We start from the raw sequence: 11,761 nt of genomic DNA on the forward strand, positions 1-11,761 counted from the left end.
GTGCTCCTCACTCCGCGGCGTGCGCGGCGATCACTCCGCGACGCGCGCGGCGATGTCGGTGCGGTACTGCCCGCCCTCGAGGCGCAGGCGGCCGAGCGCGTCGTACGCGCGGCTGCGGGCCTCGGCGAAGTCGGCGCCCACCGCGACGACGTTGAGCACGCGACCGCCGGTGGCGATGAGGGGCGCCTCGCGGCCTTCGCCGGCCGCGGCGCCGATGGCCGTGGCGGCATGCGCGACGTGCACGCCGGGCACGGATGCCGCGTCGTCGAGTCCTTCGATCACGCGACCGGTCACGGGGGCCTCGGGATACCCTTCGCTCGCGAGCACGACCGTCACCGCGGCATCCGGCCGGAACTCGGGCCGCGGCAGCTCGCCCAGCCCGCCGGTGGCGGCGGCGAACAGCAGGCCCGACAGCGGCGTCACGAGGCGCGGCAGCACCGCCTGCGTCTCGGGGTCGCCGAACCGGGCGTTGAACTCGATGACGCGGATGCCCTTCGACGTGAGGATGAGGCCGGCGTAGAGCAGCCCGATGAACGGCGTCTGCTCCTCGGCGAGCCGGCGCACGGTCGGGAGGGCGATGGTCTCGATCACCTCGTCGACGAACGCCTGCTCGCTGCCGAAGTCGTCGGCGAGCCACGGCAGCGGCGAGTACGCGCCCATGCCGCCGGTGTTCGGGCCTGCGTCGGCGTCGTGCAGGCGCTTGTAGTCCTGGGCGGGCGAGAGCGGCAGCACGTTGGTGCCGTCGGAGAGGAGGAAGAGCGAGACCTCCTGGCCGTCGAGGAACTCCTCGACGAGCACGGGGCCCTGCTGCAGGTAGTGGGTGGCGTGCGCCAGCGCGGCGTCGCGGTCGTGCGTGACGAGGACGCCCTTGCCTGCGGCGAGGCCGTCGGCCTTCACGACGTAGGGGGCGCCGAACTCGTCGAGCGTCGCCTCGACCTCGGCGAGCGTCTCGGCCAGCGTCGCGCGACCGGTCGGCACGCCCGCGGCCTCCATGATGCGCTTCGCGAACGTCTTCGAGCCCTCGAGCGCGGCGGCCGCCTTGCCCGGGCCGAACACCGCGATGCCGCGGGTGCGCAGCGCGTCGGCGACGCCCGCGACGAGGGGTGCCTCGGGGCCGATCACGACGAGCTCGATGTCGTTGTCGATCGCGTAGTCGGCGACGATCACCGGGTCGGTCGGGTCGAGGGCGATCGTGGTCACACTGTCGCGGGCCGCAGAGGTCGCGGATGCCGCGATTCCGGCGTTCCCGGGGGCTGCGATGATCTCGTGGCCGGCCTCCTCGTCGAGGAGCGCGAGGATGATGGCGTGCTCGCGCGCGCCCGAGCCGAGGACGAGGATTCTCACCGGATCAGGCTACCGGATCGGGGTGTGCGCGCCCCGGGGCGGGACCCCGTGTGACGGGCCGGTCGTGGGGCCGGTGCGGCCCCTGCGTCGCAGGCGCACGGCCCGTGCGTCGCAGGCGTGCGGGAGGATGGAGCCATGGCACGGGCACGCATCGACGACGAACTCGGACGCGCGGCGTTCGCCACCGTGCGGGCGATCGCGGCGGGGCACGCGGCATCCGGCGATGGACTGGGGCTCGCGGCATCCGTCGACCGCACGACCCTCGCGCTCGCGGTGCGTTACTCGCTGCAGCTGCTCGCCGAGCAGGCCCCGGGCGGCACCGTCGAGGTGCGGGTGCCGCCGTATGCCGCGGTGCAGTGCGTCGAGGGGCCAAGGCACACGCGCGGCACGCCCCCGAACGTCATCGAGACGGATGCCGCGACCTGGATCGCGCTCGCCGGCGGCGACCTGTCGTGGGATGACGCGCGTGCCGCCGGCCGCGTGCACGCGTCGGGGCAGCGGGCGGATCTCACGGGGCACCTGCCGGTGATCGAGGGCTGAGGACTCGTCCTCCACAGGTCCGGGTTCCTTCGAATTCTCCACAGGGAAAATCGCCGGTCAGCGCGATATTCCGATGTCGGAGGGTCGTGGTCGGATGGATCCATGGAGCCCATCGCACGACTCGAAGCGGCGCTCGAGCACATCACGAGGCTCGAGCGTTCGATCCGTGCCGCGCAGGCCGAGCAGCTGCACTGGGTGCACGAGCTGCGCGTGGCGATGGGCGAGGTCGAGCAGCACCCGGCGCGCACCGACCGCGAGAACCGGGAGTGGGCCGATCGCGCATGCTCGTCCGAGCTCGCCACGGCTCTCCGTGTGCACGAGCGCACGGCCGTGCGCCAGATGCACGACGCCGTCGCCCTCGCGACACGACTGACGTCGGCGGCATCCGCGCTCGCCGAGGGCGACGTGTCGCTGCAGCAGGTGCGCGACCTCGTCGACTCGGTGGCCCTCATCCCGACGGAGCGCGTCGAGGAGTTCGAACACGAGGCGCTCGACAAGGCGCGACGCATGACGCCGGTCGCCTTCCGAAAGGCGCTGCGGCGGCTCGAGCATCGCTACTCGAGCACGGCAGCCGTCGCGCGAAGGCAGCGCGCTCTCGACGACCGCCGGCTCGTCATCGAGTCCGCGCCCGACGGCATGGCCTGGGTCAACCTGTTCTGCGCCGCCGAGGAGGCGGTGGCGATCCGGGCGCGCGTCGCCGCGTGCGTCGCGCGCGCCGCAGACGACAAGCGCACGCGGCCACAGCGCGAGGCCGACGCGGCCGTCGCCCTGCTCCTCGGTCGAGCCGATGCGAGCGCCGCGCCCCAGGTCGGCGACCTGGGAGCGGTCCGCGCGACGGTGCACCTCACGATCCCGGCGCTGTCGCTGCTCGGCCACGGTGAGGTGCCGGCGTCGCTCGACGGGCACGGCCCGATCGACGTCGAGACCGCCCGTCTCATCGCCTCGCACGTGCCCTCGATCCGACCCATCCTCACCGACCCCGTCACGGGCGTGGTGCTCCGATTCGGCCGCACGCGCCGACGCGTCCCGGCAGAGCTCGCGGAGTGGCTGCGGCTGCGCGACGGCGGCTGCCGGTTCCCGGGCTGCGAGAAGCGGGCGATCGCCTGCGACCTCGACCACACCACCGCGTTCGAGCACGGCGGCTGCACCGATCACGACAACCTCGCGCACCTCTGCCGACATCACCACCGGCTTAAGCACCACACGGGCTGGCGCATGTGGCAGGGCGCCGACGGAGTGGTGCGCTGGCGCAGTCCTGCCGGCCGCTGGTTCGAGCTGCCGCCCGACGTGCGCGCCGTGTCCGACGAGTCGGGTTCCGAGCGTGGGTCGACCGCGCGAGCGGGGTGACTGCAGGCGGGCACCAGCACCCAGCAGCTGATGGGACAATGGACCGGTGAGCAACACCGATGACTTCCCCCGCCCCGAGGGCGACAGCGGCGAGCCGCTCGAGACCGACGTGACGGACGACGTCGTCACCGTGCGCCGTGCGCCCCGCTATGGCCGCTTCATCACGCTCGGCGCGGTCGTCGGCGCGGTGGTCGCGCTGATCCTCACGTTCGCCTTCTCCGGTGAGCCGGCCCAGCCCGAGCTCGAGCCCGGGTTCGACAAGGGCCAGGTCTTCGGGTTCCTGCTGCTGCTCTGCGGCGTGATCGGCGCCACCCTCGGTGCCGTCGTTGCGCTCATCATCGACCGGGCCTCCGCGAGGCGCTCGAGGGCGGTCGAGGTCGTGCACGAGTCGACGCACCGCGTCGACGAGTAGTGGCCTGCAGCGCGGCCGCGCCACCTCAGCTCAACTGAGCTGCGTCTTCTCCACCCACTCGAGGTACTCCTCGGTGACGGTGCCGGTGACGTAGTCCCCGGTGAAGCACGACAGGTCGAGCCGGTCGATCGACGTGCCCTGCGTGATCGCCGCCTGCAGGTCCTCGACCTCCTGGTAGATCATGTGGTCGGCGCCGAGCTCCCGCGCGATCTCGGGGATCTTGCGTCCGTGCGCGATGAGCTCCTGCCGGCTCGGCATGTTGATGCCGTAGACGTGCGGGAACCGCACCGGGGGAGCGGCCGACGTGAACGTGACCTTGTTGGCCCCCGCAGCGCGCGCCATCTCGACGATCTGCTGCGACGTCGTTCCGCGCACGATCGAGTCGTCGACGATGAGCACGTTCTTGCCCTTGAACTCGGTGCCCATGGCGTTGAGCTTCTGGCGCACCGAGCGCTTGCGCTGCGCCTGCCCGGGCATGATGAACGTGCGGCCGACGTAGCGGTTCTTGTAGAAGCCCTCGCGGTACTCGATGCCGAGCTTCTGCGCCACCTGCATGGCCGCGGGCCGCGACGAGTCGGGGATGGGCATGACGACGTCGACGTCGCCCTTGTCCATGTGCGTGGCGATGGTGTCGGCGAGCCGGTCACCCATGCGCAGGCGCGCCTCGTACACCGAGATGCCGTTCATCACCGAGTCGGGTCGGGCGAGGTACACGTACTCGAACGAGCACGGCACGAGCCGCGGGTCGCGGGCGCACTGCCGCGAGGTCATCTCGCCGTCGAGGGTGATGAAGATCGCCTCGCCGGGCTCGACGTCGCGCACGACCTCGTAGTCGCCGTTCTCGAGTACGAGCGATTCGGATGCCACGATCCACTCGGTCTTGCCGGCATCCGACACCCGCTTGCCGAGGATGAGCGGACGGATGCCGAACGGGTCGCGGAACGCGAGCAGGCCGTGCCCGGCGATCATCGCGATGACCGCGTAGGAGCCCTCGACGCGCTCGTGCACCTGCGCCACCGCGTCGAACACCTGGTCGGGGTCGAGCTCGAGGCCCGTGATCTGCCCCTGCAGCTCGGTGGCGAGCACGTTGAGCAGCATCTCGGTGTCGCTCGTGGAGTTCACGTGCCGGCGGTCGATGGAGAACAGGTCGTTCGAGAGCTCGCGCGTGTTCGTGAGGTTGCCGTTGTGCACGAGGATGATGCCGTACGGCGCGTTCACGTAGAACGGCTGCGCCTCCTCCTCGCGCTCGGCAGCCCCCTTGGTGGTGTAGCGCACGTGGCCGAGGCCGATGTTGCCGAGCAGCGAGCGCATGTCGCGGGTGCGGAACGCCTCGCGCACCTGCCCGCGCGCCTTCGTCATGTGGAAGACGGGGCCGTCGGCGGTCGCGATGCCGGTGGAGTCCTGGCCGCGGTGCTGCAGGAGGAGGAGGCTGTCGTAGATCTGCTGGTTGACGGGCTCGGTGGAGACGATGCCGACGATGCCGCACATGCGAGCGATGGCTCCTCGGGGGTGGAGGTGAAGCGTCCGAGCTGGACGTTCCATCCTCCCACACCCGCGCGTGTGAGCCGGCTGAGCGGATGCCGCTGCTCACCTGAGCACGGGCGAGCGAAACGGATGCCGCAGCTCACGTGAGCGCGAGCGCGAGCCCCGAGCCCGGTCGTTCGCGGCGGCCGATCAACGTAGCCCCTCCGCGGCATCCGTGGGTCGGATTCTTCGGTTCCGCGCCGATCTTGGTGGATCTCCACGAACTCGTCGCACAGCACTCCCCCCGAACGAGGCACGTGTGACACGCTCTCGGGCATTCCGTTCACCGCGGCCCCGGTGCACCGGAACATGGGGGATCGGGCCGCTCCGCATCAGAGAGGATGCATCGTTCATGAGACTGACCTCACTCCGCGTCGGCCTCGCCGGCGCCGCGCTCGTCGCCTGCGGCCTGCTCGCGACGCCGACCGCGGCGCTCGCCGCGCCGCCCACGTCGTCGCCGGGCGTCGACCACGTCACCGTGCCGTCGAACGAGGCGGCGGTGGCCGCCGAGTACTGGACGCCCGACCGCATGCGGTCCGCGACGCCGGCCGACGTGCTCGTGGCCGACAAGGTCGCGTCGACACCGGCGGCGGACGTCGCGAAGGGCGCGCCGGTCACCTACGGCAAGCCCGTGGCCGGCGGGGGCGTGGAGCTGCAGGCGACGGCCGAGGCGCCCGTGTCGAACATCGGCAAGGTGTTCTTCACGTTGAGCGGACGCAACTACGTGTGCTCCGCGAACTCCGTGAGCGCGACCAACGGCAGCGTCGTCTCGACTGCGGGCCACTGCGTCCACGGCGGCAAGGGCAAGTACGCCAGCAAGTGGATCTTCGTACCGGCCTACGAGAACGGCGCGGCGCCCTACGGCCAGTGGGCGGCCACCTCGTTCTCGGCGCCGACCCAGTGGACGAAGGGCGGCGACCTCACCTACGACACGGCCTTCGTGAAGGTCGGCACGCTGAACGGACGCACGCTCGCCCAGGCCGTGGGCGCCTCGCCGGTCGCGTTCAACCAGGCACGCGGCCTCGCGTACGACGCGTTCGGCTACCCCGCCGCCGCGCCGTTCGACGGCCAGACGCTGCAGTCGTGCTCCGGCACCGCGAGCGCCGACCCCTACGGCCAGACGCAGTCGCAGGGCATCCCCTGCGACATGACCGGCGGCTCGTCGGGCGGCCCCTGGTTCCTGTCGTCGGGCGCGCAGAACTCGCTCAACAGCTTCGGGTACAACAACATCCCGAACGTGATGTTCGGGCCGTACTACGGCTCGGTCGCGCAGTCCGCGTACGCCGCGGCAGCGGCTTCGTAGGTCGCCGACCCGCCCCGACCCGGCGCCCCCGTGACTCCTTCCGGCACGGGGGCGTCGTCGTGGGCAGCGGATGCCGCAGCTCACGTGGGCGCGGGCGCCGTCACGTCCGCAGCCGCGGCCGCCATCCGCGCGTCGACACCGCGAGCTCGTTCCACGCGTTGACCGACACGATCAGCGACAGGATGGCCGCGAGCTCGTCGGGCGACCAGTGCTCGGCGGCCTCGGCCCAGACCGCATCGGGAACGTGCGTCTCCGAGAGGCGCGTCACCGAGTCGACGAGGCCGAGGGCGGCGCGCTCGCGCGCGGTGAAGAAGTTCGACTCCGGCCAGACCGCGATGGCGTGGACGCGCTGCTCGGGCTCCCCCGCGGCGCGGGCGTCGCGCGAGTGCAGGTCGACGCAGTAGGAGCATCCGTTCAGCTGCGAGGCGCGCAGCCGCACGAGCTCGCGGATGCCGGCGCCGAGCCCCGCGCGATCGGCCTCCGCCTCGGCGGCGTCGTCGAGCGCACTCACGGCGCGGGCGAACGCGGGCGCGACCCCGTCGAAGTCGAGGCGGCGGACCGGGACGACGTAGGCGTCGGGCGCAGCATCGACGGCGGGTGCGGTGGCGGTGGCGGGCGTGGTGGCGGCATCGGTGATGGTCATGTCTCGACGCTACGGATCGGGCCTGCTGCTGGTACCGTCCAATCCCATGGCGCGCGATTGGGCCGATTCTGGATTGGACCTGCACCTCGTCGTCGACCGCACGCGCAAGGTCGCGTCGCTCGAGGACGGCCTGCGTGACGCGATCGCCTCCGGGCGGCTCGCGCCGGGGACGCGCCTGCCCCCGAGCCGCACGCTCGCCGTCGACCTCGGCATCGCCCGCAACAGCGTCGCGGAGGTCTACGGCCGGCTGGTCGCCGAGGGACGCCTCGAGGCGCGCGTCGGCGCCGGCACCTGGGTCGCCGACCGACCGATGCCGCGGACGGTCACGATCGCGCCGGTCCACCGGTCGACGCGCTTCGACCTCGACCTGCGCGGTGGACTCCCCGACGGATCCGCCTTCCCGCGCACCGCATGGGCGGCGGCGACCCACCGCGCGCTGTCAGCGGCGTCGACGGCGGCGCTCGGCTACGCCCCGACGGAAGGAGTTGAGCCGCTCCGCGCCGCCCTGGCGGAGTACCTCGCGCGCACGCGCGGGGTCCACGCGGCGCCCGACGCGGTGGTCGTCACCCACGGATTCGGCGAGCTCATCGGCCTCGTCGCGCGCGCCGTCGCGCGCCGCGGCGGCACGCGGATCGCGGTCGAGGGATACGGGCACGCGTCCCACCGCGACGTGCTCGTCGCGGCCGGTCTCGAGCTCGTGCCCGTGCCCGTCGACGATGACGGACTCATGACCGACGGGCTCGACGCGGCATCCGTCGACGCCGTGCTGCTGACGCCGGCACACCAGTTCCCGACCGGGGTGCCGCTCTCGGCCTCACGGCGCGCCGACCTCGTGCACTGGGCGCAACGGGGTGGCGGGCTCGTGATCGAGGACGACTACGACGGCGAGTACCGATTCGACCGCCGGGCCATCGGCGCCCTGCAGGCCCTCGCCCCCGAGCACGTCGTCTACGGCGGCACCGCGAGCAAGTCGCTCTCGCCTGCCCTCGGCATCGGCTGGGGCATCATCCCGCCGACGTGGCTCGACGACGTGCTCGGGGAACGGCGACGCTCGGGCACCGCCACCGACGCGATCACGCAGCTGACGCTCGCGGCGTTCCTCGAGGCCGGCGACTACGACCGCACCGTGCGCACGCTCCGCCAGTCGTATCGGGCGCGACGGGAGCGGTTCGAGGAGGTCATGGCGGCCGGGGCGCCCGACGCGAGCGTGCGCGGACTCGCCGCCGGCCTGCACTGCCTGCTCGAGCTCCCCGCCGGGGTCGCGGAGGCGGACGTCTCCGCCGCGGCGGCGGCCCGCGGCCTGCGCATCGACGGCCTCGCCGCGTACGCCGCCGATCCCGCGCTCGCCGGGGACCGGCCGCCGAGCATGGTGGTCGGCTTCGGCGCCCCGCCCGCGCACCGGTTCGAGGAGGCGCTGGCCGAGGTGGTGCGGGCGATCGAGGTGGCGCGCGTCGGCTGAGCCCTACCGCGCGTACCGCTCGACGAAGTTGCGCAGCATCCGGCGCGGATGCTCGACCGGCGCCCGGCTCGACGCGGCGATGGTCGCATCGACCTCGTCGTCGGCGAAGTAGCCGTAGCCGCCGTAGGCGTGGATGCGCAGGATGATGCCCTCGAGGTCGAGCTCGGGGTGGAACTGCGTCGCGTACACGTTGCGGCCGACCCGGAACATCTGCACCGGGCAGGTCGGCGACGAGGCGAGCAGGGCCGCCGTCGACGGCAGCTGCCGGATGGCCTCCTTGTGGCCGACGAAGGCGTTGAACAGGCGGGGCACGCCGGCGAGGATCGGGTCGGATGCGCCGGCGTCGGTCAGCGTGACCGGCACCACGCCGATCGGCTCGGAGTACCTGCGATCGATCGAGCCGCCCTGGTGCAGGCCGAGCGGCCCGACGCCGTAGCAGGCGCCGAGGAAGGGGAAGTCCCGGGCCACGACCTCGTCGAGCAGGGCGGCGAACTCCGCCTCGACGCGGTGCTGCGCCGCCGACTTCCGTTCGGGTGGATCTGACGCGTTGAACGGCCCACCGCCGACGAAGATGCCCGACAGCGCATCGAGGTCGAGGTGCGGCATCGGCTCCGCCTCGAGCCGCACCCGGACGAGGTCGCGCTCGTCGAGGCCGGAGTAGCGCAGGAAGAGCGCGTACTCCGCGTCGGCGGGCAGGTCCTCCGCGCGCGTGGCGAGGAGGACGAATGGCTTCACGGGACCACGATATTCGCGCGGCCCCGCCGCTGTCAGTACTCGGCTGTCAGTACTCCGACGGCCGCGCGAGCACTGCCATGGTGCAGCGCGAGACGCAGACGAGGCGCCCCTGCTCGTCGGTGATGCGGATGTCCCACACCTGCGTCGTGCGTCCGCGCGAGATCGGTCGCGCCTCGCCGAGGACCCAGCCCTCTGCGACGGGCCGCACGTGGTTCGCGTTGATCTCCATGCCGACGCAGTAGTACGAATCGGGGTCGACCGTGAACGTCGAGCCCCAGCTCGCGAGGGTCTCGGCGAAGGCGACGGATGCCCCGCCGTGCAGCACGCCGCCCGGCTGGCGCGTCCGCCCGTCGACGGGCATCCTGCCTTTCAGCGCGTCCTCGGTCAGCTCCGTCAGCTCGATGTCGAGGGTCTCGAGGAGGGTGCCCTCGCGACGGGAGGTCGCCCAGTCGAGTGAGGGCTCGCCGAACCAGATGCTCATGCCGTCGAGTCTGGCATGCGCGCTGCTGCATGATGGTCTCCATGCCTGACCCGAAGGGCGCCGTCGACGTCGACGGCACGGCCCGCGCTGCGATCCTCGCCCGTCGCGATCTCGTCGTCGACCTCGCACGCGTGGCGTGCATCCTCCTCGTCGTCGTCATCCACCTCCTCATGATCGGCGTCGGCATCGACGACACCGGCGCGATCGTGGTCTCCCGGCCGCTGGAGGCGCAGCCGTGGTTCGACGCCGCGAGCTGGGTCGGGCAGGTCATGCCGCTCTTCTTCGCGCTCGGCGGCTTCACGGCGTTGACATCGTGGCGCAGCACGACCCGACGCGGTGGGTCGGCCGCCGACTTCGTGCGTGCCCGCACGATGCGGCTCGCCACGCCGGCGCTCGTGCTGTTCGCGTTCTTCGCCGTCGTGCTCGGCGCGGCGACCCTGGCGGGCGTCGACCCTGCCCTGCTCGAGACGGTCGCCGCCGGCGTCGGAACGCCCCTCTGGTTCCTCGCGGCGTTCCTGCTCGTGCAGTGCCTCGTGCCCGTCCTGGCCGGATGGCACGCCCGGGCGCCTCGACGCACCCTCGCCGTGCTCGCGCTCGCCGCGGTCGCCGTCGACGCCGCGCGCGTCGCGACGGGCGTCGACGAGATCGGACTCCTCAACCTCGTCTTCGCCTGGGGCTTCGTGCAGCAGCTCGGCTTCTGGTACGCCGACGGGTGGTTCCGCCGGCTCACCTTCCCGCGACTGGTCGCCCTCGCCGCGCTCGCCTACCTGGTCATCTGGGCCGGCGTCTCTGCCGGCTGGTACTCGCCCGACATGCTGACCAACCTGAATCCCCCGACCGTGCCGTTGATGCTGCTCGGAGTCGCGCAGGTCTGCCTGCTCACGGTGCTGCACGCGCCGCTCGCACGGCTCATGGAGACACGGCCCGCACAGGCCCTCGTCTTCGCCGTGGGCAGCCGTGCGATGACGGTCTACCTCTGGCACCTCCCGGTGATCGTCGCGATCGCCGGCCTGTCCCTCCTCGTCCGGGGCGCGGCTCCCGAGCCGGCGAGCCCCGCGTGGTGGGCGAGCCGCCCCGTCGTGCTCATCGTCGTGCTCGCGGCGGTGTGGGCGATCGCGCTTCCGCTGGCACGGTTCGAGCGCGTCCCGACGGCGATCCCCGAGGGCTTCCGGCGCCCGGCCGGGTGGGCGATCGTGGCCGCGGCGGTGCTCGCGTTCATCCCGCCGTTCACGGTCATGCAGTGGTTCCTCGACCTGCAGCTCGCCCTGGTCGGCACCGTGCTGCTCGCGGCATCCGTCGTGCTCGACCGAGCCCGCCGCCCCGCGTGGTCGAAGGCCTGACCTACGCGAGCTCGGCGATGATCGGGTGGATCGCGTCGTCGAACGCCGAGGCATCCGACCGCAGGGTGTCGGTGACCGCGACGGTCATCGCACCGATCCACCACACGCCCTGCGTGGCGAGCGGCACGACCTCGACGTTGAGCTCGAACGAGTGCGCCCGGCGGCCCACCTCGCGCTCGTGCTCGGCGATGGTGCCGGCGTAGGCGCGGTAGGAGTCGCCGCGCCGGGACGCCGACGCCGTGCGGTAGTTCTGGTGCGCCCAGTCGGCCCAGGCCCGAGCGGCCTCGGCGTGGGGCACGATGGCGGCGGCGAGGATCTCGGCGTCGGACACGGGCAGCGCCACCTCCGTGCCGTACGCGTCGACGAGCTCGAGCGGAACGGGCGACGGATGCACCTCGGGCTCGACCGTCATGGCCCACCATGCGCGCCACTGGCGCTCGAGCAGGTCGTGGTCGTCCATCTCGAGCCGTGCGCCGACCGGGCCGACGTCACGCAGCCGCGGGAGCTCGACGGGCGAGGCGATGCCGAGCACCTCGCGCAGGTAGAGGGCGAGCAGGACGGAGCGAGACGCGTTCTCGCGAATCACCCACGACGGCGTGCCCCCCGCGCTCATGGGGGCATTGTACGCCGGGC

Annotated in this window: 12 protein-coding genes; 6 read left to right on the plus strand and 6 right to left on the minus strand. The window is 72.5% G+C overall.

The genetic code is table 11. The features are described 5' to 3' along the window. Positions 1–30: 30 nt before the first annotated feature. Positions 31–1,344 (minus strand): phosphoribosylamine--glycine ligase, encoded by a 1,314-nt coding sequence (purD, locus tag FYC51_RS09590; protein ID WP_148733333.1) that lies wholly within the window; start codon positions 1,342–1,344, stop codon positions 31–33. Between the two features lie 135 nt (positions 1,345–1,479). On the opposite strand from purD, the gene FYC51_RS09595 reads away from it, so the two are divergent. From FYC51_RS09595 to FYC51_RS09605, 3 genes are all read left to right on the plus strand, one after another. After that, entirely contained in the window at positions 1,480–1,884 is a 405-nt protein-coding gene (locus FYC51_RS09595; protein ID WP_148733334.1) for a sterol carrier family protein, read from the plus strand. A 102-nt stretch (positions 1,885–1,986) separates the two neighbouring features. Continuing rightward, positions 1,987–3,231, plus strand: coding sequence for an HNH endonuclease signature motif containing protein (locus tag FYC51_RS09600; protein WP_148733335.1), 1,245 nt, complete (start codon positions 1,987–1,989; stop codon positions 3,229–3,231). 46 nt (positions 3,232–3,277) lie between these two features. Beyond that, positions 3,278–3,643, plus strand: a complete 366-nt coding sequence (locus tag FYC51_RS09605) for a potassium transporter Trk (protein ID WP_238476285.1) — start codon at positions 3,278–3,280, stop codon at positions 3,641–3,643. Between the two features lie 30 nt (positions 3,644–3,673). On the opposite strand, the gene purF is transcribed toward FYC51_RS09605, so the two are convergent. Continuing rightward, positions 3,674–5,131 (minus strand): amidophosphoribosyltransferase, encoded by a 1,458-nt coding sequence (gene purF / locus FYC51_RS09610; protein ID WP_148733336.1) that lies wholly within the window; start codon positions 5,129–5,131, stop codon positions 3,674–3,676. Between the two features lie 388 nt (positions 5,132–5,519). Between purF and FYC51_RS09615 the strand changes: the two genes are divergently transcribed. Next, a complete protein-coding gene (locus FYC51_RS09615) occupies positions 5,520–6,470 on the plus strand; it encodes a trypsin-like serine peptidase (protein WP_148733337.1) in 951 nt (316 codons plus the stop codon). A gap of 100 nt (positions 6,471–6,570) precedes the next feature. Here FYC51_RS09615 and FYC51_RS09620 read toward each other — a convergent pair whose 3' ends face one another. Then, positions 6,571–7,113, minus strand: a complete 543-nt coding sequence (locus FYC51_RS09620) for a carboxymuconolactone decarboxylase family protein (protein ID WP_148733338.1) — start codon at positions 7,111–7,113, stop codon at positions 6,571–6,573. 46 nt (positions 7,114–7,159) lie between these two features. Between FYC51_RS09620 and pdxR the strand changes: the two genes are divergently transcribed. After that, a complete protein-coding gene (gene pdxR / locus FYC51_RS09625; RefSeq protein ID WP_148733339.1) occupies positions 7,160–8,572 on the plus strand; it encodes a MocR-like pyridoxine biosynthesis transcription factor PdxR in 1,413 nt (470 codons plus the stop codon). A gap of 3 nt (positions 8,573–8,575) precedes the next feature. On the opposite strand, the gene FYC51_RS09630 is transcribed toward pdxR, so the two are convergent. Next, the gene (locus FYC51_RS09630; protein WP_148733340.1) at positions 8,576–9,307 is read right to left on the minus strand and encodes a glutamine amidotransferase; all 732 of its coding nucleotides are present in this window, start codon (positions 9,305–9,307) and stop codon (positions 8,576–8,578) included. A gap of 46 nt (positions 9,308–9,353) precedes the next feature. Continuing rightward, complete coding sequence (locus tag FYC51_RS09635; protein WP_148733341.1) at positions 9,354–9,788, minus strand: hotdog fold thioesterase; 435 nt, start codon at positions 9,786–9,788, stop codon at positions 9,354–9,356. 41 nt (positions 9,789–9,829) lie between these two features. Between FYC51_RS09635 and FYC51_RS09640 the strand changes: the two genes are divergently transcribed. Continuing rightward, a complete protein-coding gene (locus FYC51_RS09640; RefSeq protein ID WP_148733342.1) occupies positions 9,830–11,128 on the plus strand; it encodes an acyltransferase family protein in 1,299 nt (432 codons plus the stop codon). 1 nt (position 11,129) lies between these two features. Here the strand turns inward: FYC51_RS09640 and FYC51_RS09645 are convergent, their stop codons facing one another. Continuing rightward, positions 11,130–11,741, minus strand: a complete 612-nt coding sequence (locus tag FYC51_RS09645; RefSeq protein ID WP_148733343.1) for a zinc-binding alcohol dehydrogenase — start codon at positions 11,739–11,741, stop codon at positions 11,130–11,132. Positions 11,742–11,761: the final 20 nt, after the last annotated feature.

It is taken from the genome of Agromyces mariniharenae, assembly GCF_008122505.1.
Lineage (GTDB): Bacteria > Actinomycetota > Actinomycetes > Actinomycetales > Microbacteriaceae > Agromyces > Agromyces mariniharenae.